This is a genomic window from Desulfobulbaceae bacterium, from assembly GCA_015231515.1.
Lineage (GTDB): Bacteria > Desulfobacterota > Desulfobulbia > Desulfobulbales > VMSU01 > JADGBM01.
The window spans coordinates 1-24,770 of sequence record JADGBM010000040.1 but is presented as its reverse complement, the minus strand read 5'-3'; the positions used below and the strand labels follow the sequence as shown (position 1 = coordinate 24,770).

Annotated in this window: 26 protein-coding genes and 1 pseudogene; 8 read left to right on the top strand and 19 right to left on the bottom strand. The window is 45.3% G+C overall.

Going from position 1 to position 24,770, the window contains the following annotated elements:
• The 3 genes from HQK80_08305 to HQK80_08295 form a co-directional block, all read right to left on the bottom strand.
• A partial coding sequence (locus HQK80_08305; GenBank protein MBF0222214.1) for a hypothetical protein occupies positions 1-648 on the bottom strand: 648 nt, incomplete at its 3' end.
• A 489-nt stretch (positions 649-1,137) separates the two neighbouring features.
• Positions 1,138-1,350, bottom strand: coding sequence for a hypothetical protein (locus tag HQK80_08300; GenBank protein ID MBF0222213.1), 213 nt, complete (start codon positions 1,348-1,350; stop codon positions 1,138-1,140).
• A gap of 76 nt (positions 1,351-1,426) precedes the next feature.
• Positions 1,427-1,912 carry a cytochrome c3 family protein gene (locus HQK80_08295; protein MBF0222212.1) on the bottom strand — a complete coding sequence of 162 codons (486 nt, stop codon included), beginning with the start codon at positions 1,910-1,912 and terminating at the stop codon, positions 1,427-1,429.
• 303 nt (positions 1,913-2,215) lie between these two features.
• Between HQK80_08295 and HQK80_08290 the strand changes: the two genes are divergently transcribed.
• Entirely contained in the window at positions 2,216-3,172 is a 957-nt protein-coding gene (locus tag HQK80_08290; protein ID MBF0222211.1) for a helix-turn-helix transcriptional regulator, read from the top strand.
• On the opposite strand, the gene HQK80_08285 is transcribed toward HQK80_08290, so the two are convergent.
• Together HQK80_08285 and HQK80_08280 are read right to left on the bottom strand one after the other, a co-directional pair.
• Positions 3,162-3,893 (bottom strand): M48 family metalloprotease, encoded by a 732-nt coding sequence (locus tag HQK80_08285; GenBank protein ID MBF0222210.1) that lies wholly within the window; start codon positions 3,891-3,893, stop codon positions 3,162-3,164. The genes HQK80_08290 and HQK80_08285 overlap by 11 nt on opposite strands.
• A 44-nt stretch (positions 3,894-3,937) precedes the next feature.
• Positions 3,938-4,690 carry a hypothetical protein gene (locus HQK80_08280; GenBank protein MBF0222209.1) on the bottom strand — a complete coding sequence of 251 codons (753 nt, stop codon included), beginning with the start codon at positions 4,688-4,690 and terminating at the stop codon, positions 3,938-3,940.
• A 143-nt stretch (positions 4,691-4,833) separates the two neighbouring features.
• Between HQK80_08280 and HQK80_08275 the strand changes: the two genes are divergently transcribed.
• Positions 4,834-5,058 carry a hypothetical protein gene (locus tag HQK80_08275; protein MBF0222208.1) on the top strand — a complete coding sequence of 75 codons (225 nt, stop codon included), beginning with the start codon at positions 4,834-4,836 and terminating at the stop codon, positions 5,056-5,058.
• A gap of 268 nt (positions 5,059-5,326) precedes the next feature.
• On the opposite strand, the gene HQK80_08270 is transcribed toward HQK80_08275, so the two are convergent.
• The 11 genes and pseudogenes from HQK80_08270 to nifH all read right to left on the bottom strand — a co-directional run bounded on the left by HQK80_08270 (position 5,327) and on the right by nifH (position 13,244).
• Complete coding sequence (locus HQK80_08270) at positions 5,327-5,548, bottom strand: Nif11-like leader peptide family natural product precursor (GenBank protein MBF0222207.1); 222 nt, start codon at positions 5,546-5,548, stop codon at positions 5,327-5,329.
• Between the two features lie 18 nt (positions 5,549-5,566).
• Positions 5,567-6,028, bottom strand: coding sequence for a GNAT family N-acetyltransferase (locus tag HQK80_08265; protein ID MBF0222206.1), 462 nt, complete (start codon positions 6,026-6,028; stop codon positions 5,567-5,569).
• Positions 6,015-6,341: a hypothetical protein gene (locus tag HQK80_08260; GenBank protein ID MBF0222205.1), complete on the bottom strand. Its 327-nt coding sequence runs from the start codon at positions 6,339-6,341 to the stop codon at positions 6,015-6,017. Before HQK80_08260 ends, HQK80_08265 begins: the two co-directional genes overlap by 14 nt.
• Positions 6,342-6,382: 41 nt before the next feature.
• On the bottom strand, positions 6,383-6,823 hold the full coding sequence (locus tag HQK80_08255) for a hypothetical protein (GenBank protein ID MBF0222204.1): 441 nt from the start codon (positions 6,821-6,823) through the stop codon (positions 6,383-6,385).
• Between the two features lie 13 nt (positions 6,824-6,836).
• Positions 6,837-7,139, bottom strand: coding sequence for a (2Fe-2S) ferredoxin domain-containing protein (locus tag HQK80_08250; GenBank protein ID MBF0222203.1), 303 nt, complete (start codon positions 7,137-7,139; stop codon positions 6,837-6,839).
• A gap of 48 nt (positions 7,140-7,187) precedes the next feature.
• Positions 7,188-8,369, bottom strand: coding sequence for a dinitrogenase iron-molybdenum cofactor biosynthesis protein (locus HQK80_08245; protein ID MBF0222202.1), 1,182 nt, complete (start codon positions 8,367-8,369; stop codon positions 7,188-7,190).
• A 99-nt stretch (positions 8,370-8,468) separates the two neighbouring features.
• Positions 8,469-9,842 (bottom strand): annotated as a pseudogene (nifK, locus tag HQK80_08240) (nitrogenase molybdenum-iron protein subunit beta).
• A 75-nt stretch (positions 9,843-9,917) separates the two neighbouring features.
• Positions 9,918-11,561 (bottom strand): nitrogenase molybdenum-iron protein alpha chain, encoded by a 1,644-nt coding sequence (gene nifD, locus HQK80_08235; protein ID MBF0222201.1) that lies wholly within the window; start codon positions 11,559-11,561, stop codon positions 9,918-9,920.
• Positions 11,562-11,574: 13 nt separating this feature from the next.
• A complete protein-coding gene (locus HQK80_08230) occupies positions 11,575-11,949 on the bottom strand; it encodes a P-II family nitrogen regulator (GenBank protein MBF0222200.1) in 375 nt (124 codons plus the stop codon).
• On the bottom strand, positions 11,946-12,302 hold the full coding sequence (locus HQK80_08225) for a P-II family nitrogen regulator (GenBank protein MBF0222199.1): 357 nt from the start codon (positions 12,300-12,302) through the stop codon (positions 11,946-11,948). Before HQK80_08225 ends, HQK80_08230 begins: the two co-directional genes overlap by 4 nt.
• A gap of 111 nt (positions 12,303-12,413) precedes the next feature.
• Complete coding sequence (nifH, locus tag HQK80_08220; GenBank protein MBF0222198.1) at positions 12,414-13,244, bottom strand: nitrogenase iron protein; 831 nt, start codon at positions 13,242-13,244, stop codon at positions 12,414-12,416.
• A gap of 641 nt (positions 13,245-13,885) precedes the next feature.
• On the opposite strand from nifH, the gene nifA reads away from it, so the two are divergent.
• From nifA to HQK80_08200, 4 genes are all read left to right on the top strand, one after another.
• Positions 13,886-15,487, top strand: a complete 1,602-nt coding sequence (gene nifA / locus HQK80_08215; protein ID MBF0222197.1) for a nif-specific transcriptional activator NifA — start codon at positions 13,886-13,888, stop codon at positions 15,485-15,487.
• Between the two features lie 208 nt (positions 15,488-15,695).
• The gene (locus HQK80_08210; GenBank protein ID MBF0222196.1) at positions 15,696-16,898 is read left to right on the top strand and encodes an ammonium transporter; all 1,203 of its coding nucleotides are present in this window, start codon (positions 15,696-15,698) and stop codon (positions 16,896-16,898) included.
• A gap of 23 nt (positions 16,899-16,921) precedes the next feature.
• On the top strand, positions 16,922-17,260 hold the full coding sequence (locus HQK80_08205) for a P-II family nitrogen regulator (GenBank protein ID MBF0222195.1): 339 nt from the start codon (positions 16,922-16,924) through the stop codon (positions 17,258-17,260).
• 116 nt (positions 17,261-17,376) lie between these two features.
• Positions 17,377-19,467: a glutamine synthetase III gene (locus HQK80_08200; GenBank protein MBF0222194.1), complete on the top strand. Its 2,091-nt coding sequence runs from the start codon at positions 17,377-17,379 to the stop codon at positions 19,465-19,467.
• A 144-nt stretch (positions 19,468-19,611) separates the two neighbouring features.
• Here the strand turns inward: HQK80_08200 and HQK80_08195 are convergent, their stop codons facing one another.
• The 3 genes from HQK80_08195 to HQK80_08185 are packed head-to-tail and all read right to left on the bottom strand — an operon-like array spanning position 19,612 to position 22,813.
• On the bottom strand, positions 19,612-20,208 hold the full coding sequence (locus HQK80_08195) for a hypothetical protein (GenBank protein MBF0222193.1): 597 nt from the start codon (positions 20,206-20,208) through the stop codon (positions 19,612-19,614).
• A gap of 52 nt (positions 20,209-20,260) precedes the next feature.
• Complete coding sequence (locus tag HQK80_08190; GenBank protein ID MBF0222192.1) at positions 20,261-22,096, bottom strand: PAS domain S-box protein; 1,836 nt, start codon at positions 22,094-22,096, stop codon at positions 20,261-20,263.
• A 21-nt stretch (positions 22,097-22,117) separates the two neighbouring features.
• Positions 22,118-22,813 (bottom strand): response regulator transcription factor, encoded by a 696-nt coding sequence (locus HQK80_08185; GenBank protein ID MBF0222191.1) that lies wholly within the window; start codon positions 22,811-22,813, stop codon positions 22,118-22,120.
• Between the two features lie 235 nt (positions 22,814-23,048).
• On the opposite strand from HQK80_08185, the gene phoU reads away from it, so the two are divergent.
• Positions 23,049-23,705 (top strand): phosphate signaling complex protein PhoU, encoded by a 657-nt coding sequence (phoU, locus tag HQK80_08180; protein ID MBF0222190.1) that lies wholly within the window; start codon positions 23,049-23,051, stop codon positions 23,703-23,705.
• 17 nt (positions 23,706-23,722) lie between these two features.
• A partial coding sequence (locus tag HQK80_08175; protein MBF0222189.1) for a phosphate ABC transporter permease family protein occupies positions 23,723-24,770 on the top strand: 1,048 nt, incomplete at its 3' end.

Sequence of the window (24,770 nt, the reverse complement as noted above, 5' to 3'; positions counted from 1 at the left end):
CATGAAATCGTCAGTGATAGCGACTGAGAGATTAAAGTTGTTTAAATGGGTCAAGTCGGCTTTCACTTTGATGAAATCCATAATATCCGGATGGTCAATGCGTAAAATTGCCATATTGGCACCGCGTCGGGTACCGCCCTGTTTAATTGTTTCGGTTGCACAATCAAAAACAGACATAAATGACAATGGACCACTGGAAACGCCTTTTGTGGAGTGAACAACATCGTTTTGCGGTCTGATCCGTGAGAAGGAGAAACCAGTGCCGCCACCACTTTTATGAATCAGGGCGGTCTGTTTTACTGCCTCGAAAATACTATCCATAGAGTCTTCAATAGGCAGGACAAAACAGGCTGATAACTGTCCGAGTTCACGGCCGGCGTTCATTAATGTTGGTGAGTTGGGCAGAAAATCGAAGTTTGCCATCATTTCATAGAAGTCGCCGGCCAGTTTGGCAATAGGGGCAGCCGTGTCATAGCCTAAATCACCTGCGGCGATAGTTTTTGCTACACGCCAAAGCATATCTTTTGGTTTTTCGGTGGGGTTACCATCCTGATCTTTCAGGAGGTAGCGTTTTTCAAGAACGGTGATGGCGTTGGCCTTAAACTGTGGTTCTGTTGCGTCGGCAGGCAGAGAAATTTCGTTGGTCATGATCTGTTTGGTCATTGTTGACTCCATGGGCGTTCATCTGTTTATCAATTTTGGGGCATAGGACGGCTCTACAGAATACTACGGTTTTATCTGCCTGGAGGTGCTGAATCCCTGGACTGTATTATGCCCCCCGGTAGGGGTTGTTTTGTCATTTTATTCGTGAATTTTACATTTGAAGCAATACAGGAGTTGATACCCTATGTTGTATGCTGAAAAGCACATTCGCACAATATGTTGTAAATGTAAATATAAAAAACACAATAAAAATTAAAAAAATGAAGAAAAATACTATGCAATTAGTTTGCCTGATCAGTTGAGGAAAAAAGATGAAATGTAAAAAGGATGAAATGTCGGGGGGATGAATTTTCTATGTAAAAAATTAAAGAGGCCCACTCGAAGAGGGCCTCTTTTTTGCAAACAAAATCAGCGGTTTTTGTGGGCGTAAAAAGCTAAAGCGTTAGACGCAAAACAAAGTTAGAAAACTGGTTGCTAACATCCTTCAACTGCCTTCCTTTCAGTTTTTGTACGAATTTTAACTTTATCGCCAACGTTGATTCTGTCAGTGAGCTCTCCACAGGATAAAACAACCTGGCCTTTGTCAATGGATTCGACAGTGCAGGTAAATGATGCTGCTACGGAGGCAGTCGTAACGGTTGCAAGTAAAGCGATGGCTGAAAGTACTGCAATAATCTGTTTCTTCATGGCAATCTCCTTTTCCGGGACTCCCGGAATTTTAATTGGTGGGTAGTGTCTGTCCATTGTCCATTAAATGGACCCGCTATTTTCTGTTGTGACAATCAGTACATTTTGTGGGGCCGGTCGCAATTTTTGCCTTTTGCATGTTTTTGTGGCAATCAAGGCAAATTCCATGGAAATAATTTTTTACCTCTTTAGGGCCACCCGTACCGTTCAAGGCAGCAAGTATCCGTTCTTGAGCGACGCTGTTCGTTAAATCTGTTACGGTTTTTGCCTCCGGATGACAGGCGCTACAGGTAAACTCATCAGTAAAAGCGTTAGCCGCATATTGGCTATTGCCCTTAAGATATTTGTGGGCATGGTCCTCATGGGTAAAGCTGTTAACGGACTTTTGGTCTTTGGGCAGGCCCTCAATGCTGGCATGATTAACCTGGATATTGAGGTTAATTGTCTCTGGTGCCGGATTTTCATTGTTTGCTGAAACAGTTGCCGACAGCAGACAGAGCAAGGCTGTGGCACCCAATAAAGTTACGTTTTTTTTCAGACTACCTTTTTGAATTTTCATCATCAAATCTCCTTTGTGTGTGGTAAATTTTTATTGTTGTTGTCTAACTGCCTTTAACCACACTGTACGGCTCTCTTGTGCATTTGTGGAGAGGACATTGGGCGAAGTCGGGTTGGATACTATTCGAACCCGGGGCTATGTCGGGTTCTAAGATCTTGAATTAATAGAGATATTTGATGTGGATTGATTTTCGGTATATCGGGACTGGCGAGTATGTGTTCAAGAGTTTTTCTTGCTTTCCTTGCCTGAAACATTTATTTTCCGGTATCTTATTCATTAATAAACCCAGCAGAGCTGGATATAATCATGGACGTAAAACAAAATACATATCCTGGTGGTGTCCCCATGGTTCAAATTGACGGAGGGAAAATTCGTGCCATCCGTGAACAGAAGGGCCTGACCCAGTTGTATCTTGCCTCAGTTGTTGCGGTAACGACAGATTCGATCTCTCGATGGGAGAATAAGCGTTATCCAACCATAAAAAAGGAAAATGCCCTGAAGCTGGCTGAAGCTTTGGAAGTTGAGTTGGCAGATATTCTTGATGCCGGGCATAAGGCCCTGCCCGATGAGCCTGAGGGTCTGGAAAGTACAGAACAAGCCCCGGAAGTGACTGCGCCGGAGGTTGTTTCCAAAAGCAACAAATCTTACTGGGTGATTGGTTTGGTGGTTGCGGTGGCGGCGTTGGCACTTTTTGCCTGGTTGCGGTTACCAGTCCTTAATGGTGTTCAGATTCACGCTGTTCGATTCATGCCGGATCACACAGCCCCAGGGCAACCGTTTCCTGTTGTTATTAAGCTTGTCAGTAGTGATTCTCAGCCTTCGCCTTTTATTTTAAGGGAGATGCTGCCGGCCGGTGCCACTCTTGTTGAGTCGCAGAAGTCAATACCTGCGGCTGTTGATCATAAAACGGGTGAGATGAAATGGATTAACAAGGTTACCGAAAAAATGGTTCTAGGCTACTCCCTGCGCTATGATGGGCCTGTTAGTCAGGAAGGTCTGAGGATGAACGGCACGGTAACCTTACGTAAAGTATCTGGCAGAGGCAAGGCGATCGCCGGAAATAACCGAATTGCCTTTGCCCCCTATCACTGGGCGGATTCCAATAAAGATAATTTTATCGACGATCTGGAGATTCTGGCGGTGTACGAAGATTTTTCTGATGCCACAGGCCTTGACCTTGAAATGGATCTTATCGAAGATATCTGGTTTGGCGGTGGTTACGTCTGGAACGTCAACAGTAAGAAATTTGAAATTATTCCGTAACTGCGGTCTTGTTGATCAGTTTTAGGAGGTTTTCCTTACGTTCTTCAGTTTGCGGGTGGGTTGATAAAAAAGCCACATCAGCGCTGGAAAATTGTTGTAGTTTTTCCTGGAATCGTATTGCTCCTAAAGGGTCAAACCCAGCCTCCCGCATATAATGCAGTCCCATCTCGTCGGCCTCTCTCTCCTGGTCACGGCTGTAGCCCATTTTTGCCAGATGTGTCCCCGAATTAACTGTTGCCGAGGAAATTAAACCGCTGAAAGGTATACCCAGGCCAATACCTATCACCTCCATGGCCAGCCCAAGAACGCCGCCAGCCTGTTGGACATTCTGGTTATACGATTTCTTTTTGTCGATATGGCCCTGGGTAATGTGGGCCATTTCATGGGCGATAACAAAGGCATACTCATCAAAGTTCTCATCAAGGAGTTTGATCAAGCCGAGATTGATGGCGATGAACTCTTTCTTTTTATCCTTCCAGGCAAAGGCATTTGGGGCAGTACCAGCAACAATAAGCAGCTCGGCATCTGTACCGGATTGTAGTGCGATATCATCTCTTACATACTGCAGGTCTTCCAGGAAAACTGGGTCAATAGCGACAATATTGGCATGCAGTCCAGCCGGACACTGGCCGTTGGTTTGGGTGCTGTTCTGTCTGCTGGCACAACCTGCTGACAGCGTGAGTACGAGGCAAAGGAGCTTGGCTACTGTTTTCCAGGCCATAAATAGATATCAAGTTGTTGATTTTTGATTTTCATGAAAATCCCTCATCCAAATGCCCTTCTCAGAAAGGACGTGTTGTAAGATACATACTGATGGATATCTGTTTTGTTGTTCTTATAGGCCTTACGGATGATCTTTTTGAATCTGTTTTTGATGCTTGGTAATGGGGCGGCCTGGGTGAGATTAGGTAGGAATTGTTCAATTGGGCCAGGTGGTGGAATTTGAAGTTTCTTGTTTAACTCTTCTGAAACGTTGGTCTCGGTAGCGACCTGCATGTGGCCGGCAATTTCAAATTCACCAAGAGAACGAAGGAAGTTCATGATCGAGCCGAGATCGTTTTTTTTGTAAAAGATCTTGATCTCTTCGCTGATCATTTCTTGGGTTGCCACGAGTTCCGCGAACCGTTCTCTGTATTGACTGATGTGTTCTGTCAACCTTTCGTAGCTGTCCAAGATGGCATTTGTGAAGCAACCCTTGCTGGTTAAACCACGAAACCGGACATTCTCGAAAACCCGCTGCCGGAGGAATACTGACTCGGTCAGGTACGGGTCATAAAAAAGCTGATCTTCAATGCCGGCTAAGGCTAAAAAATCTTGAATAAGTTCGTCGTCTTTTAGCAGTATGTAAATTCGGATAAGGTCGAAACTTATTCTCTTTTCTAGTATGACGCTTTGCTGGCGGATCTGGTCGGCCAGGCTCAGTTTATCATCTTCGATGAGTTTGCGGAACCCGAAGTAGCGGTCGGCAATCTCCTGTTTAAACTCATATGTGAGTGCATTTACGATATTATGCGTCATGTAAAAGTTAGTTGAAATGTTATGAGTAAGGGCGTAAGCTTATTGTAAGCTGGTTACAAGCTCAGATAAAAATTCGGCAACGATAGGCACAGGTGTATATATTGATTAAACCACTCTGCTCTCAAAGAATAAATATATTTTTTTTGGCCCTTAGCCTCTTGCTGCTTGGCGCCGTATCCTGCTCCATGCTGTTACAACCAACGACATCATTTGATCGAAGGCGCACCGCAAGCTCATATGGCGAGATTCTTTCCCAGTCAAACCCTGACTGTGATGACTGTACTGACCGGTTTCTTGTTCAAAAGCCCGATGGGGAGATTATAACGCTGATATTCCGTTATAACGGTGAAATTAAAATTATTAACTAAGAGCCTTGAGTGCGCCTGTGGGATTTCACATAGTTTAAAATTCAACAAAAAGAAATATGATTAGCGACACATACCCGCGAACATTCATATGGAGTGTCCGGCCACGATTGAAGGTTACAGATCTTCTGACTTTGATAATGTGTAATGGTTTTGCCATCTTGCGCAGTATCCAGAAGACAAGAAGACAGTAATTCAGTGAAACGGTGCTGCTCATCGCTTTTTCCCATTCTGAATTCTGCCTTCTGCCCTCCCGCAACTATACTACTGTCTATCTCCACCACATCTGGCGTTTGGCTGGGTTGCCAATAAGATCAAATGAGTCACCTGATTCGTTTAAAACGGCATTGAACTCTTCAATTGTAAACGTATATCCTTCCTTTAAAGCCAGTTCTATGAAGGCTTCTTTGCTCTTAAGTGCATCATAGCGTAACCGCATTTCTTCACTTGCGCCCCCGGCAATTAGTAGATCCTCAACACTTTTTTTAGACATAATATGCTCCTTTTTTGTTTATTGAATATATTTCCTCAGGCAGATCAGCTGTGTGCTCTGCCATCCAAGTGATTTGTAAAAGTCAAGAGCTTCACTGTTTGTTTTGTCCGCCAAGAGCTGAAGTCGAGAAACTCCCATATGTTCTGCCCATCTGCTAACCTCAGCCATGAGCTGTTTACCGACGCCTTGTGATCTCCACTTCTTTGTGACGACAACATCTTCAACGAGAAGGGCAGGGCCCCCTTCCGCAGTTGAGATAGTTAGCTGGCCGGTGCACATGCCAATTATAGTCCCTGCCTTTTCTGCAACTGCGACGTAGCCTCGTTGATTGTCAAGCATCAGTTGCAGGCCAACCCGCTGTTTTTCTTCATTAAATAGAAAATCTTCCTCAATTGCGAAAAGAGCACGTAAAAGTTCAATTAACTGTGGTGTATCGCCCGGATCTGCCTTGCGAAAGGTTATCGTGTTAACGTTGATCATTTGCTAAGAAGTTGATGCGTACATTTTCATCATCGGCCTGTTCGATGCTGTACAGACTCCCCTCGACAATAGTGATATTTTTGCCTTGAGCGGCACTCTTCAAAGCTGCGATACTGCTTTCGATTGTATCCTTTTCAGCGGTCACATTTTTGTGTAAAAGAACTTTGTTTTCCTTGTCTGTAAATTGGAGAAGAAAAACGTTATGTTCCAAGAAAACCAAGTCTTCGTAGGCGTAAGCGACTTTCATAGGAATTAATGTTCCCTTGACAGACTCAATCACCTCCATGAGTGTTCCAAGTGGATATATTGACATAGTTTTTCCTCTCGTTTTTTACGATCTGAGTTGTTGCCCATCTATGTGGTCAGTTTTTGAACGACCAACCCTTTAAGGGTATGGGCCATCGCCAACATTGCAGGAATGTCTTCCATTTCCGGCGGTGTAATTCTAAAACCATCAAGGTCGCAAATATCCTGATATTCACCCATCTTCAGTAAACCATCGCGCAACTCATCAATTGCATGGGGAAAGGTTGTGTCCATAGCCTCAACCAGATCTTGCATTGTATGGTTATATGGCATTGTTCCATGCTTCATCAAAGCCGCCATTACAAATTTTTCAATTGCCATGGCAATGATGTTGTAAAGAATTTCAGGAGTAAAAACCTTTCGGCTCTTTTCCACAGCTGCTGACGCGGTATGGAGGAATCCTTGCCCTTCAACTAGAAATTCTTGCCAGCCGGAAATGGGCTGCGCTGCTTTGATGTCGGAAAATGATATAACTGTTGAGTTGGTCATGGTTTTTACGCTCTTAGTCGATTAGATAATCGGCAGCAGCCTCGCCTTCTTCTAAGCCATCGAGAATTGCATCGATAGCCTCTTCACTATCCACCCCCTTAAACCACCAGTTTTCAGGTTGGATAACCATGATAGGGCCGCGATCACACTGCTTAAGGCAGGTTGAGGCAGTAACCAGGCAGTCGAGCCCTCGATCAAGAATCTCTTCTTCAAGATATTGTAAAAAACCTTCTGTTTGCTTGTGACATATTCCTTTTTTATCACCAGCAACGCGAAAACTCTGACAGACAATTATTTGTCGTTCTGGAGTTGCCATTGTATTTCTCCTTATTGTAGTTGTTTAGCTAATAGCTAAAACCCTGTCTCAGCATTTTTTCTTGCCCTTCTTGCCGCCGCCGAATAGAACGTCCACCGTTCCTTCAATCTCACCCTCGTTGATGAGAACAGTAATGCCGTGCTGAGCCAAAATCTTCCGTGGGCTGTCTCCGGCGCTGGCTGTTAAGAGAGCAAAACAGTCTTTAATTGACTCTGCTAAGCCTTCCCATCTTGATACGCCACCCCCAGGTTCGGGAACTGGGCGGGTGCCAAGCAGGCAGGGAAGTCCGTCTTCTCTTGGTCCATAGATTAACGCTTGATAGGCCTGGCCAAGATGAAGGTCAATCGCCATGCCATTGGAGCTAACAACCGCGACGTTTGGTTTGTCCTTACTTGGTTTTGGTAGCATCGCATCGTGGCTGGCACAGTTGCCGGCCAGAGATGTACATCCTGAGCCAATTTTTGCTGGGTTCTTGTGCCTGATAGTGACGTTGGTTACATGCTTGCAAGCTTGGGCACGTAATTTTTGCATTAATTTTTTCTTTGCGTGGCACGGAGTGTCATTGTCACTGCTCACATCACTGGCAGTAAATGGCAAAATGTCCATACTATCGACACCAAGCGCTGACATTTTTTTTGCAATTACTTCAATATGGTCATCGTTGGCACCAGAATAGACTGTAGTACGAATGGTCACCGCAAGTCCGGCGTCCTGAAAAGCGCTAACGGCGAGACTTTGCTCTGTAACTAATGTTTCAGTCGCCTGTTTAATCGGGACAGTCTTGGTCGATGGCCGAATCCAGGCATAAATTTTCTGGGCAATTTCAGCATCAACTGCATCGACAAGCATAGTAACACCCTTAATGCCGGCATTTGCAAGGTCACTCGCATACTGACTGCCATTGAGCCCCAAAGTTGCTATTTGAAGTAAAATGTCTGGATATTCACTGCAAATTCTTGATGCTATTTCCAGGGTTAATTCGGGGGTCGCCAGGGGATCGCCTGGTCCTCCAATCTCAATGTTAGTCAGATGCGCTCCCTGCTCTAAGTTTTCCTTAATCCAGGTAAGTGCTCCCTCCAAAGGGATAGCACGACCAGCTGGTTGCTCTGGCCAATATTTAACCCGGAAATTTTCTTTAGGGCATAGCGGTAGAACCGGGTATGATTCAGACTTCTCGGTACAGGCACAGTTACATGATCCAGATTGTTCAAGAACTTTAGTAGTTGTCATAGGTTTGTCTTCATCGATAAAATCGGTTGTTTTTGTTATTTCCTAGCGTCAAGCCGAATATTTACATCCGCTGGTTAGTAAGCTGAAACGTTGAAATGGTTAGAGGACAAGCTCAAATTTTTCCTCAGAATCATCTCTATCTTTTCTGTCGAGTAAAACACCCAAGATCTTTTCTAAAAGCCTGAGTCCACCTTTGTAGCCAACAGTCGGGAAATACTGATGCCCCTGGCTGTCAAGAATAGGGAATCCCCAGCGGACATAAGGCAGGTCTTCGTCACGGGCAATGTATTTGCAATAGGTGTTGCCAATGATGAGATCAACCGGATCATTTTTGATCAGTTGATGCAGGTAAAACATGTTTCATTTGGCCTTAACGTTGACTTCAAAAGGCATCTCTTTAGTGATCTCTTTGATGCGTTTTTCGAATTTCTTTCCCGGTGTGCCGGTTACTATATGAACTGGGCACATGTCAATGGAGACCAGGAATTCAGTCATGGCAATCAGTTGATCTGGGTCGCCGACCAAGGCAACTTTTTTGCCATATAAATATTGATGCATATCTGAAATCATGTCCACCAACTGACCGCGTTCATGGGAAATTTCCTCAGGAACTGTAACACCTGCCACTTTTCTTAAGGCATCGATAAAACGATCGGTTGCTTGAAGGCCAAAGGGCATGTCAAGTATGCTGCATGGCACTTTGTGCTGGTTGTCAAGGTAATGGGCAGCATCGGCTGAACACCACTCGCCAAGCGCCAAAGTGCCCATTGAATCACCGGTTGATTTAAGCTCGTCAACCGTGGTGCCGGCATCGGGGAACATCTTGTACTCTCCGGAAAGCGGGCCATTCAAAACACCTGATGTGTCAGGGAAGAGAATGCACTTAACGTTGACAAGCGCGACCAGGCGTTTTATCTCTTCCATGTCTGCAGGTTCAACCCAGCCGGGAATAACGTTTATTTTTCCATTCTTTTTGCCGGTCGGCACGGCCATCTCTGCCATAGAGCGAACCATGGTAGAAAAACCGGTGACATGGGAACCCGCATAACTTGGAGTAGAGGCGCTGATAACCTCTTTTCCTGCAGGGATTTTTCCTTCAACTTCGGCCTTCATCTTCATCTGTTTTAAGTCATCGCCGATTGTCTCAGAAAGACATGTGGTATGCACTGCGATGACCTCGGGATCGTATACCGTGAAAATGTTGTTAATTGCCTGCAGCATGTTTGCCGAGCCGCCAAACACAGAAGAACCTTCGGTAAATGAGCTGGTTGAAGCTGAGATCGGCTCTTTATAATGCCTGGTAAGTGTGCTTCGGTGATAGGCGCAGCATCCTTGTGATCCATGGCTGTGCGGAAGGCAGCCACGTATACCTAAAGCAGCATACATTGCTCCGATAGGTTGGCAGGTCTTGGCGGGATTAATCACCAGGGCCTTGCGCTCTGTTATCTCTTTTGGTGTATGTCGTAGTAACATTTTGTATGCCTCGTAAATGTATGATTAAAATCTTGTTTGGCCATTAGCCATTATCTAACTGCTAATAGCTAACCGCTACTCCCAAGCGTATGTCGCGGAGAGTTGAGGGTTCTCTTGCCATGGGGCCTTCATGTAGCTCCAGACTCTGCTGTTAACTAAGCGGTCGATCTCCTTGTAGAAATTGATGGCGCCTTTGAATCCAGCATATGGTCCACCTGAGTCATAGCTGTGCAGCTGTTTCATGGGGATACCAAGTTTCTGGATGGAGTATTTCTCTTTGATACCTCCGCAGAAAATGTCTGGCTTCATAAGTTCAATCAATTTTTCTGCTTCGTATTGATTTAAGTCATCAATGATCAAAGTGTCATTGTCCATATCTGGGGCTAAACCTTTATATTCCTTGAATTTTAAGCCGTTCTTTTCAAGATCGGCCAACTGCTTAGCGGTTTTTCGAGGTTTAAAGCGAGACGCATCAGCTTCAACTTCAAGTTCTTCGATATTTCTGCTATCGGCATCAAGCTTGAGAGTTGGAATGACATGACGACCTTCGTAATCATCTCGATGTCCAAACTCATATCCAGCTGCAATTGTTTTCATGCCCATTTCGTTGAAGAGCTCTTTGTAGTGATGAGCGCGTGAGCCACCGACAAACATCATAGCTGTTTTTCCTTCTGTGCGAGTGCGCACATCTTTGGCTATCAGGTCGACATCAGGCATCTCTTCAGAAATAACTTTCTCAACTGTGGCAATGAGTTTTTTGTCGCCAAAATACTCTGCAATTTTGCGCAGTGATTTTGCAGTTGCCGCAGCGCCAATGAAGTTCACCTTAATCCAGGGGATACCAAATTTGGTCTCCAGCATATCAGCGACATAGTTAATTGAGCGGTGGCACATGACGGCGTTCAGGTCGGCTGTATGGGCTGAAGCGAACTGATCATAGGTTGCATTTCCGGAAAAAGTAGAGATGCAAGTGATGCCACATTTTTCGAAAATTCGGTCAATCTCAAAGCCATCGCCGCCGATATTGTATTCACCCAGAAGGTTGATTTTAAATTTTCCTGGTTTTACCTCGTCATTTTCACCGACGATATGTCTGAAAACCTGGTTGTTGGCGATATGATGGCCGGCAGACTGAGATACACCTTTATAGCCTTCACAGCTAAAGGCGTAGACATTGCAATCACCAAATTTTTCCTTCATATTCTTACTGACAGTATGAATGTCATCACCTATGAGCCCAACCGGACAGGTGGCGAACACAGCAATTGATTTGGGATGAAAGAGGTCATATGCTTCTTGAATGGCCTGAGCTAGTTTCTTTTCACCACCGAAGATAATGTCCTGCTCCTGCATGTCAGTGGAAAAACAATAGGGGATATAGTTTGTGCCGTCCGGGCCGCCACCATCAGTCTGGTTCCGGCGGGTCAGCCAGGCGTAAAAACTACAGCCGATGGGACCATGAACTATATTGATAATGTCACGGGTAGGCCCCATGATGACACCCTTGCAGCCAGCGTAAGTGCAGCCGCGCATGGTGATGATGCCAGGAATCGTTCGAACGTTGGCCTGAATTTCTGGTGTTGTATTCTCCAAGGCCTCGTTAATCATTATCGACTTGGCACGCTTTCTTGCAACTTTGGCCGGGTATTTTTTTAGAAGCTCTGCCTTTACGTTGGCCGGCTCCCATTGAACAAGTCTTTTCTTTGTTGCTGTACTCATAGTTGTCTCCTTATTAGGCGATGGACTTAGCGCCAGTCTCGCCTGTTCGCACGCGAACGGCATCTGAAATAGGCAGAACGAAAATTTTGCCATCGCCCTGCTTTCCTGTCTGGTTCGTGTTGATAATTGTCTCAACCACACAGGCAACCTGGCTGTCGTCAACAACGGCTGTTACCAAGCGTTTGGCATAGAGTTTTCCTTTTTCACCTAAGAGGGCCGCCGCTTCTTCATAGCCATCTTTGACGCCTGCGAGAACCTGTGGATTGACAAAACCCTTGCCACGGCCATGTGCTTCATGGGCAAAAAATGCATCCACCCCACAATCTGTCAGAGCTTGCTTGGTCTGATTCATCATGTTAATTCGCACTACGGCAATTACCTCTTTCATACTGCCACCTCCGTAGGTTCATCAGCAGGTTCTTTGACGCCAGAGCTGATTGTGTAGGATTCTGAAACCTCGCTTACGAAAATCTTTCCGTCACCAAAAGCACCTTTGCCCTTGGATCTGGCTGTTGTCATAATAGTTTTGATGACAAAATCTTTATCTTCGGCTTTGACTACGCTCATCAACATGACCTTGGGGAGTTCATCATAGGTTACCTCGCCGATTTTTATGCCGCGCTGCTTGCCGCGACCAGCGACAGAGTATTTAGTTACAGCGGGGAACCCGGCATCCATAAGCGCTGCAAGTATTGCATCAGCCTTTTCAGGACGTATAATTGATCGAATCATTAGCATCATTGTTGTATCTCCATTCTTTAAATTTAGTGACTTAGAAATCATGTTTGTTTTTTTAAGAAAATGATTTCGGATAGGAACTATACCCGCAGGGTATCATGAATAATTTCCAGGTTATGCGGCTTCCATCAAACCGAACTCCATGAGCAGCGATTCGAGCTCTTCTATCTCCATCGGGGTGGGGATGACGAAATCCGTGTTTTCATCGATGGCCTTTGCCAGGTTTCGGTACACGTCAGCCTGTGGAACTTCAGGGTTCCATTCAATAACGGTTTTACGGTTAATTTCTGCGCGCTGTACGTCATTTTCTCTGGGCACAAAGTAGATCATTTTGGTGCCGAGTTTTTCAGCAAACTTCTCAATCATCTCTTTTTCATTATCAACAGCACGAGAGTTACAGATCAGCCCGCCGAGACGAACTGTGCCGGACTGGGCAAACTTCACAATACCCTTGCTGATATTGTTTGCGGCGTACATTGCCATCATTTCACCTGAGACAACAATATAGATTTCTTCTGCCTTGCCATCACGAATCGGCATCGCAAAACCACCGCAGACAACGTCACCAAGGACATCATAAAAGGCGTAATCAAGCCCTTCAGACTCTTCATAGGCGCCGAGAGACTCCAACATGTTGATGGAGGTAATAATACCTCGACCAGCGCAACCAACACCAGGCTCAGGACCACCGGACTCAACACACCAGGTGTCGCCGTAGCCTTTTTTGCGGATATCCTCAAGTTCTACGTCTTCACCTTCCTCGCGAAGGGTGTCGAGAACTGATTTCTGGGCTAGGCCACCAAGAAGCAAACGAGTAGAATCTGCTTTGGGGTCACAGCCAACAACCATTATTTTTCTGCCAAGTTCACACAAGCCTGCTACGGTATTTTGAGTTGTGGTTGATTTTCCGATTCCGCCTTTTCCATAAATTGCAACTTTTCTCATCTTTTTAGACATTGTTTAGTTCTCCTTAAAAAATTGTTTTTTTGACTTGAACATTGAACAGCTCAAATCTTTTGTGAGTTCGTCGATGTTTAGGCCTATTCGCAAAGGGTGTGCCAAACTAAAATTTAAAAATATTGTTCAGTTAATTCAGTTACATATGGGGGTTGAATCCTTCTTTTTATGGTTTTTGTCAATTGTGGGTTTAACAAACATGAATGTTGAAAATGTTACATTTTCGAAGACGCATGTTCATTTCTGTATCTCTTGGGCGCCGCCTTGTTTAGACTATTTGAAACGATCGTCTACTAAAAGCGTTGATACTGTGAGTCACTTTTACAAAGACACCAGTTTAGCTCATTTGTTGCTATTTTGGTGACCGAAAAAATTTACAAAATTGTAGTAAATCGTATTCTCATGATGCCGATTTGTTTGTATCTCCTCTTTGTCGTTTTTTAATTCTTGTTTAAATTCAATTGTAATATCATGCTGTTAGCCTTTTTTAAAGGCCTGGTCTCCTTCCGTGAATTGTTGGCTTTCATCCCGTGGCATATCTTTTGCTTTTATGTGAAGATGTTATCAATTCAATAGTCGTGTAACAGCGATATCACTGTGGGAGTTTTATGGAAACCAGGACAGAAGAGATGCTGGAGGAAGAACGGGCACGCCAGGCGGTTGCTGTCAAAAACTTGGAGCTCGATGCCTTGTGCGAGATTGCTCAGCTCGTTGGTTCAGCCGCCGAACTTTTAACGACGTTGAATGAAACTTTTCGTATTCTCAATGAAACACTGCATATGAAGCGTGCAACACTTTTCCTGTTGGATGAAACTGGGAAGCGCCTGGCGATTAAGGCTTCGTACGGGCTTTCAGAACAAGAAAAGCAGCGCGGGGTCTATCGACTTGATGAAGGTGTGTGCGGCAAAGTGTTCCGGACACGTTACCCCTTTGTTGTGCCTGATATTACCAATGAACCCCTATTTCTCAACAAGACGGGGTCTCGAAAAGATATTAAGAAGGATAAAATTTCATTTATAGGTGTGCCGGTAATTTTAAGGAAAGAGCCGGTTGGAGTCCTTACTGTTGACCGACTTTTTGGTCCTGTTGTCTCTTTTGAGGAAGATATTCACTTCATTACTGTTGTTGCCACCTTGATTGCTCAGTTTTTGGAACTCGATAAGGTCTTGAAGGAAAAAGAGGAAATTTGGGTAGAAGAGAACAGGTCGTTGCGGGCCGAGCTTGATAAGCGGTATAGCCGCCACAATATAATCGGGCAGAGCAAAGTGATGGGTGAGGTTTTTAAGCTCATAGACATGGTTGCTCCAAGTCGGGCAACGGCTATAATATTAGGTGAATCCGGCACCGGAAAAGAGTTGGTTGCAAGAGCAATACACCAGGCCAGTAATCGTCCTGATGATAAATTTATTAAAATTAACTGCGCGGCACTGCCGGAAAACCTTTTGGAAAGTGAACTGCTGGGTCATGAAAAGGGAGCTTTTACTGGTGCGGTAGCTGTAAAGATTGGCCGTTTTGAAGCTGCCGATGGCGGAACACTTTTTCTCGATGAGATTGGTGAGCTGCCGCTGAATCTCCAGGCTAAACTGTTACGTGTTCTTCAGGAGAAGCAGTTTGAGCGTTTAGGGGGCACAAAAACCATTACTGTTGATGTCAGGATTATCGCGGCAACCAATGTCAATCTTGAGCGAGCAGTGGAGAAAGGCAGTTTCAGGGCGGATCTTTATTATCGTTTAAACGTCGTGCCGCTTATGCTCCCATCCCTTCGCGAACGCGCCGAGGATGTACCCCTGTTGATTGATTTTTTCTTGAGAGAAAGCAACGAGCGAAATGGACGTAATCTGCGCCTGTCGGCTGAGATGGTCTCATTTCTGAAAAAATATTCATGGCCGGGCAACGTGAGGGAGTTGCAGAACCTCATCGAGCGTCTGGTGATCATGACCAGCGGCGAGTGGGGTAAGGTCAGTGATCTGCCATCGTTTATGATCGCCGAAAAAGAAAGTTCAATTACGACTACAGCTGAAGACGGTTATCGTTCAACAGGTGTAAAGGAGGTTGCTCCGGTTTTGGGTACCTCACTTAAAGAACGTGAGCGTGATGTCGTGGAGAGCGCTTTGCGGCGAAATGGCTGGATTCAAGCAAGGGCGGCTCGGGAACTTGGTCTTACTCAACGGCAGATTGGTTACAAGGTTAAAAAATTTAATATTGAAATTCCCGAACTTTATGCTAAATAACACAAATATGTTTCAAAAAATAAGCAATAAATGACAAATATGTAATGTGGTTCCTGGCTGTGGAATATGGTTTTATCATTTTTAAATCTTTTAAATCAACGGCTTATGTTAATTTTAAACTATTGGCATGCCTGGTGCAAAATGTAGGTGGCCATGCCATCCTGACTTGCCGTCGGGGAAATTAAAAAATTAATAAAGGGAGAAAAAAATGAACACTGGTGATACCGCCTTTATGCTTGTTGCGACCGCAATGGTCATGCTTATGACGCCAGGGCTTGCTCTGTTTTACGGTGGACTTGTCCGTTCCAAAAATGTTTTAAGTACTATAATGCAAAGCCTCATCTGTCTTGGTGTCGTATCCATACTATGGGTGCTTTATGGATATTCACTTTCTTTTGGGTCTGATATCGGGGGAGTTATTGGCGGGTTGCAATATGTTGGCTTAAAGGGTGTTGGTCTGGAGCCTGGGCCGTTTTCTGACACAATTCCAGACCTCTTGTTTTGCGCCTTTCAATTGATGTTTGCAATTATTACCCCGGCGCTTATCTCCGGTGCCATTGCCGAAAGGATGAAATTCAGCTCCTACCTGCTCTTCATTATTCTATGGAGCACGTTGGTCTATTTTCCTATATGTCACTGGGTGTGGGGTGGTGGCTGGTTAGGCAAGATGGGAGCTCTCGATTTTGCCGGTGGTACGGTTATTCATATAAACTCAGGCGTTGCGGCGCTGGTTGCTGCAATGATGCTTGGTAAGCGGAAAGGCTGGGGGCGTGAATCCTTTCATCCGCACAATTTGCCAATGACCGTTTTGGGGGCAGGGATACTGTGGTTTGGCTGGTTCGGATTTAACGCCGGCTCGGCCCTTTCAGCCGGTCCAATTTCAACTTTAGCGCTTTTTACCACCCAGGTTGCTGCAGGCTCGGCTTTACTTTCCTGGGTTATTGCTGAATGGATATTTCAGAAAAAACCAACGATACTTGGCGCAGCCTCTGGTGCAGTCGCTGGTCTTGTTGCCATTACACCTGGTGCTGGTTTTGTCGGGCCGGTATCAGCGATTATCATAGGCTTAGTAGCAGGTGCTCTTTGTTATGGTGCAATATTGATGAAAAACAAACTTGGCTATGATGATGCACTGGATGTCGTTGGAATTCATGGCATTGGCGGCCTTTGGGGCGCTCTGGCAACTGGCCTTTTTGCCTCTGTCGGTGCGACAGGGTTGTTTTTTGGAAACGCTAATCAATTTGTGATTCAAGCAATTGGTGCTGGGGCGGCGATAGTCTATTCTATGGTGCTTACTTTTGTTATTCTTAAAGTTGTTGGTATGCTTACAGGTGGTCTCAGGGTTGAAGAAGAAGATGAGGTTCAGGGGCTCGATATTACCGAGCATAGTGAAATGGGCTATACTTCATAATTAATTGAAACAGGGAGCAGAAAATGAAAAAAATAGAGGCAATTATTAAGCCCTTTAAGCTTGATGCTGTAAAAGACGCCCTTAATGAAAAAGGTGTCAGCGGCATGACTCTCAGTGAAGTGAAAGGCTATGGTCGCCAAAAGGGCCACCAGGAGATATATCGTGGTGCTGAATATAATGTCGATTTTGTGCCCAAAATTAAACTTGAACTGGTTGTGAAGGCATCTGATGTTGACAGCATAGTTGAATGTATCCGCAAGGCCGCCCTGACTGAGAAAATTGGTGATGGAAAGATATTTGTGTTGCCGGTGGAGGAGGCGATTAGAGTCAGGACAGGCGAAAAAGGCAGGGATGCAATTTAAACTGCTATAGTTTTTTTCTTGCAAATATTATATGACGGTTAGTGAAAATTATTTTTGGTAACCATCCACAATTAACGTGAACTAAGGAGATTTTAACAATGGCATCAAAAACACCAATGGGCGTTCCGAATCTTTTCGGCTGCAATGTTTTTAACGACAAAATAATGAAAGAACGTTTGCCTAAAGAAGCTTACAAATCATTACAAAATACCATAAAGCGGGGTGCGTCATTGCAGACTGAGACTGCTGCAGTCGTGGCAAATGCGATGAAGGATTGGGCCATAGAAAAAGGTGCCTCTCATTATACTCATTGGTTTCAGCCACTTACGGGCTCTACAGGAGAAAAGCATGACTCCTTTATCTCTCCAACAGCTGATGGCGGCGTTTTTATGGAGTTCTCTGGAAAACAACTGACTCAGGGTGAGCCGGATGCGTCCTCCTTTCCGAGCGGCGGTCTGCGCGCGACCTTTGAGGCTCGTGGCTATACTGCCTGGGACTGCACATCTCCAGCCTTTCTCAAAGAAGACGCTGCCGGTGATGTGACCCTCTGTATCCCCACTGCTTTTTGCTCCTATAATGGTGAAGCTCTGGACAAAAAAACACCGTTGCTGCGCTCAATGGAAGCTGTTTCCAAGCAGGCAATGCGTGTCTTGACGGTACTTGGCAATACAACTTCAAGCCGAGTTACCTCTGTTGTTGGTGCTGAGCAGGAATACTTTTTGGTCGATAAAGAGCTCTTCGCTAAACGTCTTGATATGATGGCTGGCGGTCGCAGTCTCTTTGGTGCTCCGGCTCCCAAAGGTCAGGAACTTGAAGATCAATATTTTGGCGCTATTAAAGACCGTGTTGCAGCCTACATGAAAGACCTGGATATTGAGCTTTGGAAAATGGGCATTACCTCCAAGACCAAACACAATGAGGTTGCTCCGTCACAGTACGAAATGGCCCCTGTTTTCTCAACAACCAACATTGCGGCAGACCAGAATCAGCTGGTTATGGAAACCATGCAGAAAGTTGCGATTCGGCACGGAATGGTTTGCTTACTCCATGAAAAACCGTACAAGGGAGTTAATGGTTCCGGTAAGCACAATAACTGGTCGGTTTGCACCGATGACGGCCTTAACCTTCTTGATCCTGGCAGTACACCTGAGGAAAATGCCCAGTTTCTTGTTGTGCTCTGCGGTTTGCTTAAAGCTGTTGATCTCCACGCAGACATTATGCGAGGAACTTGCGGTAGCGCCGGGAATGACCATCGCCTTGGCGCCAACGAGGCTCCCCCTGCAATCATTTCCGTCTTTTTGGGAACTGAATTAAATGATATTTTAACCAGCCTGGCGGCCGGGAAAAAATATATCAAACCAGACCACAGCCCGTTTGTTAATATTGGTACCGACACATTGCCTTCACTGCCCAAAGACAATACCGATCGTAACCGCACTTCTCCATTTGCCTTCACCGGTAATAGATTCGAGTTTCGTATGGTTGGCTCCTCGCAGTCAATTTCAGGGCCCAACGTCACCTTAAACACCATTGCCGCTGAAGCATTTGACGAAATTGCCACCAGACTTGAGAAGGCCAAAGATGTAAATAAGGAGATTGCTGCAATTATTAAAGACACTGTGGCTAATCATAGTCGTATTATCTTCAATGGTGATAACTATTCGGATGCCTGGGGGAAAGAAGCGGCAAAACGCAAGCTTCCCAATCTGCGTAACACCGTTGATGCACTTAAATCTTTCGTCACCCCGAAAGCGATCAAACTTTTCGGTAAATACAATGTCTTGAGTAAAGAGGAGCTGCATTCGCGCTATGAGATCTATGTTGAGCAGTACGGAAAAAACATCAACATTGAAGCCCTCGCCTCTATTGAGATGGTAAAACGACAGTACGTCCCTGCAATTATTCGTTTCATGACAGAGCTGGGTAATTCGGCAGCCGCTTCCGGTAAACACAGCTCCGTGCAGAATGCACTTCTGGCTAAGGTAGATACCCTGCTTTTATCTGCAACCAAGAAGCTTGAAAAACTTGAAGTCGAAACCTCAAAAGCACAGGGCATCGGTCAGGTTGATAAACAAGCAGTGGCGTATCTAGAAAAGGTTTTGCCTGCAATGGTTGATCTTCGCGAAGATATTGATGCCCTTGAGCAGCTTACACCTTCCGACATTTGGCCAGTTCCTACCTACAGTGAACTGTTGTTTAAATTATAGACAGAAGTTCATGGAGTCGGTTTTTTGATTTAGACACGACTCCTTTACAGTTTTGTTGGATTTTGCCCCTCCCGGCCCTGCCTCTCCCAGTTTTGAGGTGGGGCTTTTTTTTTATGAAATGGCTATTCTCGGACAGCCTCCTATTCAGTTTGAATCTGCCTTGCACTCAATACTGTCCGTTGGGTTGTTGTGCCCTGGATGGGGTTGCCAGTCATAGGTATCTTTGGAGATTTGACCCCAGTAAAGAATGCCGGCATTGCGCCAGGGGTCAAGAATGAGTCCGTTTTCGAAAGGTTGATTTGCCGGGATAACAGCAACACTGCTGTGTTCCCTGAAACCGCCATAATTGCTGACTGCCCAGATGATGCTAAATTGTTTCAACTCTAAATCTTGCAAGGAGTTAAGAAGCTCTTCAGTCCAGTGGCAGCAGAGTCCTCTAGATTTAAGACCTATATGTACCAAAAAATTATTAAAGAGTGGAAATCTGGCAGGTCGGTATTTTTGTGAAAGGGTGCGGGTTGTGAACAGGGCAGTTTTGGCCAGACGCTCGGCTTCGTCATCCTGGTAGCCAAGGGCGGTAACCAGGTCGCCTTGCAGCAGTTTTGCCTCGGCGGTTGTTTCTGGCTCCAGCCTTTTATGATGATGGAGGCAACCCGACAGTAAAAAATAGATGAAAGCGATGGCAATAACCGATCGATACCTCGGGCTGAGATGCTGTATTTTGAACTTTACAGGTTTCACAGAAGGGTTATTTTGGTTCGGCTAGCCATCCACTTTGATAGCATAGGAGTTTTCATTTTTGCATGGCAGGAAAATCCCTCTGAGTCCCCGTCGGAATCACTATGGTGAAAGTTGTGCCCTTTCCGACTTCACTGATGACCTCGACGCTGCCGTTATGGGCTTGGACGATATGCTTGACTATGGCAAGCCCAAGGCCTGTGCCACCCAGTTTTCTGCTGCGATCCTTGTTGCTTCGGTAAAAGCGTTCAAAAAGGCGAGGGAGGTGCTCCTGGCCAATTCCTATTCCGAAATCACGGATGCTGATAGAGATCATCTCTTGATTGTTTCCTGTACTCAGGAGCCCAGCGTTAATCTTAATCGGATTAGCCGGATGACTGTATTTTATTGCATTAACCAGAAGGTTTACTGTGGCCTGCTCCATTAGCTGTGGATCAATTGGGGCTGTGAGTAGAGGGGGACACTCAAGCTGGATCTCCATATGTTTTTCGGCAGCTTTGTGAGTGCATACCTGTATGGCTTGTTCAAGTACTGTCTTTAAATTGGTTTGCACAAGATGGATCTCATTATGTTCAATCTCCTGTTCAATTCTTGAAAGTTCCAACAGGTCACTGACAATTGCCTGTAGGCGGTCAGACTGGCGAAGAATGATCTGCAGAAATTTTTCAGTCTGTTCTTTGTCGTCTTGAGTGCTGTCGAGAATGGTTTCCGCATACCCTTTTATTGAAGTGAGGGGTGTCATTAGCTCATGAGAAACATTGGCCACAAACTCCTGTCTGATGTTTTCCAGTTTACGAATGTGGGTAACATCATTGAAAGTCATTACTGCACCGAACGAATGACCGCTGTCGCCATGAAGCTGGACCCCGCTGTATTGGAGGAAGAGTTTTTCTCCACCTTTATCTATGGTGATCTCCTCTGTTACTACTTTTACGCTGGTAAGAGTTGCGTTCACCAGTCGTTCAATGTTGATATTTCTAAGAATCTCCTGGGTGCTTTTGTTGATTGCTTTGTGGGCTGAAATCCCAAAAAGAAAGGTTGCAGCAGTATTAAGAGTTTTAATTTGCTTGTCATTGTCAACAACTAAAATCGCCTCTGCCATTGAAGTGAGAATTGTCTGTAGTTCGTTGCGCTGCTGGACAATAGTATTAAAGCGTTCTCGCAGTTTTTGAGCCATGCTGTTCATGGCGGTTGCCAAGCTTGCCACTTCAAGCGAACAGTGGGGAGTTATGGGCAATGAGGTGGTGAAATTTTCTTTGGCAAACTGTTTTGAGACCTCGGTCATTATTTCCAGTGGCCGGCTGATTCTTCGTGAAACAAGAATTGCGGCAAACATTGCTAACAGCACGACCATAAGGCCCGAGAGTGCGACTTTAATTCTAAGAGTCTGTAGTGCCTGATCCATAGCTGAAACCGGCATGGCCATGCGTAGGATATGAAATTTGTTCGTGTCGCCGTCCTTGTGGGTAAATGGGATGGCAACATAGAGCATTTTAACGCCCAAGGTCGCACTGACTCTGAGTTGGCTGCCGGTTTTTCCAGAAAAAGCTGTTACTATTTCCGGACGGTTGCTATGGTTGCTCATTATGTCAGGGTCTTCGTCTGAATCAGCAACAACCTTTCCGGAGGGCTGAATAACTGTAATACGGGTAGAGGTTTTTCGGCCGAGGCGACGACACAAGGCCTTAAGCTCTTGGGGCTTGTTTTGGCCGACAAGGGTTGCTATCTGCTCTTCAATAAGATAGGCCCTGTCTTCCAGGTCCGCAGCCAACCAGTTGTTGTAAAATGTATTAAAAGCGACAGAGCTGTACCATAAGAGAGCCAGCAGTGAACCGACGGTAATCAAGAGATTGGCCGGAAAGATATGCCAGACAAGTTTTTTTGCGCGCATGATACGGGGAGTCCCTTATTTTTAGTCCTTGAACCGGTAGCCGATTCCTCTTACAGTTTCGATGTTATTTCCGGCTTGGCCCAGTTTTTTTCTCAGGCTGAAAACCTGCACATCGATCATTCTTTGGGTCACCGCATAATCATCGCCGCGAACGGTATCGATGATCTGTTGGCGGGTGTAAACCCAGCCAGGTCTTCTGACCAGCATGCTGAGAATGGCAAATTCGGTATAGGTTAATTGTATCTTTTGTTCATCAACCAGGAGTTCATGCCGTTCCGGATAAATCTTTAAGTTTTTAATCGTAATAGTTTTTTCGGTATTCTGAGGCGTTGAGTCGGTCTCAAAAGTTTGGCGGCGCAAAGCCGCTTTGATTCTGGCGATGAGCACCTTGGGGCTGAAAGGCTTGGTGACGTAATCATTAGCGCCACACTCAAGACCTTCAATGATCTCCTGGTCATCAATTTTGGCGGTCAGCATAATAATCGGCAGCGAGCACCGTGGATCTTCTCTGATTTGCCGGCAGATAGCAAAGCCGTTTTTGCCCGGCAACATGATGTCTAAAAGCAGGCAGTCAATTTTTTCAGTTTTTAGAAGACCTAATCCGTCTTCCCCATTGTCGACACAGGAAACATGGAAGCCTGCCTTAACGAGGTTGAAGCTGACGAGCTGTTGAATGTCTTCGTCATCTTCAATAATAAGTATATGTTCTCTACCCATGGTAAGTTCACTCTTTTGGGGAAATGGTAATGCTTTAGACCAATAATAGTTCGGCCCACGCAAACATGCAATTAAATTGAACTTGCATAACAGTATCTTAATGGTTTATTAATACAATCTTAATAATTGACTATTATGTTGTTGGTGATTGCTACGGGATTTAAGTATCATACTGAGGTGGAGTATTGGCGAGGGCCATATTTACGTGCACCGGTTGAATTATTGGGGGTAGAAAATGCATCACAACTATCATAGCCAGTTAGAGAGGCTCAGGAAAAACTTTTTGGACCTTGGTCTTCTTGTTGAGGATCGGGTCAGAAAGGCCTGTTCTGCCTTTAAAGGCGATGACATGACAGCTCTTGAGATGGTCATTAAGTCCGATTACGAAATCGACGAAATGGAAGTCGAGATCGAGGAAGAGTGTTTGAAGATATTGGCCCTCTATCAACCGGTTGCCAGAGATTTACGGTTTATTATTGCCCTGATTAAGATCGATAGTGAGATTGAGCGTATTGGCGATTATGCCGTAAAAATAGCCCAAAAGGTAAAGTTTGTTTTTGAACACGGCTGCCAGAAATTCCCCATGGATTACTCTCCGATGTCTGATAAGGTTTTAGTTATGCTGAGAATGAGCCTTGATGCCTTAGTTCACAGGGATATTGAAATGGCCCATGGGATTTTCATTCTAGATGATGAGATAGATGCTCTGCGAAACAGTGCGTATGATACGATAAAAGAGCGGCTGCGCAAACAGCCTGAACATGCAGGGTGCTTCCTGAATTTTTATCTTATCGCCAGTCATCTTGAGCGAATAGCCGATAGAGCTACGGACATTGCGGAGGAGGTCATCTATATGGTTGGTGGTGACATCGTCCGTGGTGATCATAAATAATCCCGGCCAGACAATCCATGTCTCCTTCGTTGGTATTATTTGCACTTCTGCTGCTGTCGGCAGTGGGGTTTTATCTGGGACGACGTAAGGCCCTTGCTGTTGGCTGTGCCTCAGGATCGTCGCGAAATCTCCACTCCCGCCCCGTTTATTATGGCGCCTTGACAGCACTCTGGTGCGGGTTGCCGGCGCTGATCGTTTTTGTACTTTGGCAGGTGATTGATTCGTCAATTATTGTCTCCCTGACCATAGATACCCTGCCTGAAAAAATGCGTTCCCTATCGAAGGACAGTCTTGGCCTTGTCATTAATGACATCAAGAACCTGGCTGCCGGCAACTCCTTTGGGAGTATCAAAGATCCGGCAATAGAGGCTGCTGCAAACTATTATACGCATCTACAGGAGGTGAGCCGCACAATTCAAGGAACAGCACTTCTTGTGCTCGGGTTGTCTGCTGTTATTTTTGCCTTAAGCCGGATTTCGCCACAGTTGCGGGCCAGAAACCAGGTTGAGTCGATAGTAAGAGTTGCTATGATATTTTGTTCGACAATTGCAATTTTCACTACTATCGGCATTGTTTTGTCAGTCCTCTTTGAGGCCATCCGCTTTTTCCAGAAAGTGCCCCTTTCTGAGTTTCTTTTTGGTCTGCAATGGAGTCCGCAGATGTCAATTCGAACTGATCAGGTCGGTTCTTCAGGTGCTTTTGGCGCAGTGCCTGTTTTTACCGGCACCTTGATGATTTCGGCAATAGCCATGCTGGTTGCGGTGCCCATCGGGTTAATGGCGGCTATTTATCTTGCTGAGTACGCCGGCAAAAAAGTCAGGGCAGTGGCTAAACCGCTGATCGAAATTCTGGCTGGAATACCAACGGTTGTTTACGGTTTTTTTGCTGCCCTGGTGGTTGCCCCGTTTATTCGCGATCTTGGTGAACAGCTGGGAATTTCGGTCTCTTCAGAAAGCGCGCTTGCCGCAGGACTTATTATGGGAATTATGATTATTCCCTTTATTATGTCTATTTCAGATGATGTTATTAATGCTGTGCCGCAATCCTTGAGAGATGGCTCTTACG

Excerpts from the sequence above, each read along its gene's own strand:
- HQK80_08300 (MBF0222213.1), bottom strand. The coding sequence starts at position 1,350 with ATGAAGAAACAGATTATTGCAGTACTTTCAGCCATCGCTTTACTTGCA.
- HQK80_08295 (MBF0222212.1), bottom strand. The coding sequence starts at position 1,912 with ATGATGAAAATTCAAAAAGGTAGTCTGAAAAAAAACGTAACTTTATTG.
- HQK80_08290 (MBF0222211.1), top strand. The coding sequence starts at position 2,216 with ATGGACGTAAAACAAAATACATATCCTGGTGGTGTCCCCATGGTTCAA.
- HQK80_08285 (MBF0222210.1), bottom strand. The coding sequence starts at position 3,893 with ATGGCCTGGAAAACAGTAGCCAAGCTCCTTTGCCTCGTACTCACGCTG.
- HQK80_08280 (MBF0222209.1), bottom strand. The coding sequence starts at position 4,690 with ATGACGCATAATATCGTAAATGCACTCACATATGAGTTTAAACAGGAG.
- HQK80_08270 (MBF0222207.1), bottom strand. The coding sequence starts at position 5,548 with ATGTCTAAAAAAAGTGTTGAGGATCTACTAATTGCCGGGGGCGCAAGT.
- HQK80_08265 (MBF0222206.1), bottom strand. The coding sequence starts at position 6,028 with ATGATCAACGTTAACACGATAACCTTTCGCAAGGCAGATCCGGGCGAT.
- HQK80_08260 (MBF0222205.1), bottom strand. The coding sequence starts at position 6,341 with ATGTCAATATATCCACTTGGAACACTCATGGAGGTGATTGAGTCTGTC.
- HQK80_08255 (MBF0222204.1), bottom strand. The coding sequence starts at position 6,823 with ATGACCAACTCAACAGTTATATCATTTTCCGACATCAAAGCAGCGCAG.
- HQK80_08250 (MBF0222203.1), bottom strand. The coding sequence starts at position 7,139 with ATGGCAACTCCAGAACGACAAATAATTGTCTGTCAGAGTTTTCGCGTT.
- HQK80_08245 (MBF0222202.1), bottom strand. The coding sequence starts at position 8,369 with ATGACAACTACTAAAGTTCTTGAACAATCTGGATCATGTAACTGTGCC.
- nifD (MBF0222201.1), bottom strand. The coding sequence starts at position 11,561 with ATGAGTACAGCAACAAAGAAAAGACTTGTTCAATGGGAGCCGGCCAAC.
- HQK80_08230 (MBF0222200.1), bottom strand. The coding sequence starts at position 11,949 with ATGAAAGAGGTAATTGCCGTAGTGCGAATTAACATGATGAATCAGACC.
- HQK80_08225 (MBF0222199.1), bottom strand. The coding sequence starts at position 12,302 with ATGATGCTAATGATTCGATCAATTATACGTCCTGAAAAGGCTGATGCA.
- nifH (MBF0222198.1), bottom strand. The coding sequence starts at position 13,244 with ATGAGAAAAGTTGCAATTTATGGAAAAGGCGGAATCGGAAAATCAACC.
- nifA (MBF0222197.1), top strand. The coding sequence starts at position 13,886 with ATGCTGGAGGAAGAACGGGCACGCCAGGCGGTTGCTGTCAAAAACTTG.
- HQK80_08210 (MBF0222196.1), top strand. The coding sequence starts at position 15,696 with ATGAACACTGGTGATACCGCCTTTATGCTTGTTGCGACCGCAATGGTC.
- HQK80_08205 (MBF0222195.1), top strand. The coding sequence starts at position 16,922 with ATGAAAAAAATAGAGGCAATTATTAAGCCCTTTAAGCTTGATGCTGTA.
- HQK80_08200 (MBF0222194.1), top strand. The coding sequence starts at position 17,377 with ATGGGCGTTCCGAATCTTTTCGGCTGCAATGTTTTTAACGACAAAATA.
- HQK80_08190 (MBF0222192.1), bottom strand. The coding sequence starts at position 22,096 with ATGCGCGCAAAAAAACTTGTCTGGCATATCTTTCCGGCCAATCTCTTG.
- HQK80_08185 (MBF0222191.1), bottom strand. The coding sequence starts at position 22,813 with ATGGGTAGAGAACATATACTTATTATTGAAGATGACGAAGACATTCAA.
- phoU (MBF0222190.1), top strand. The coding sequence starts at position 23,049 with ATGCATCACAACTATCATAGCCAGTTAGAGAGGCTCAGGAAAAACTTT.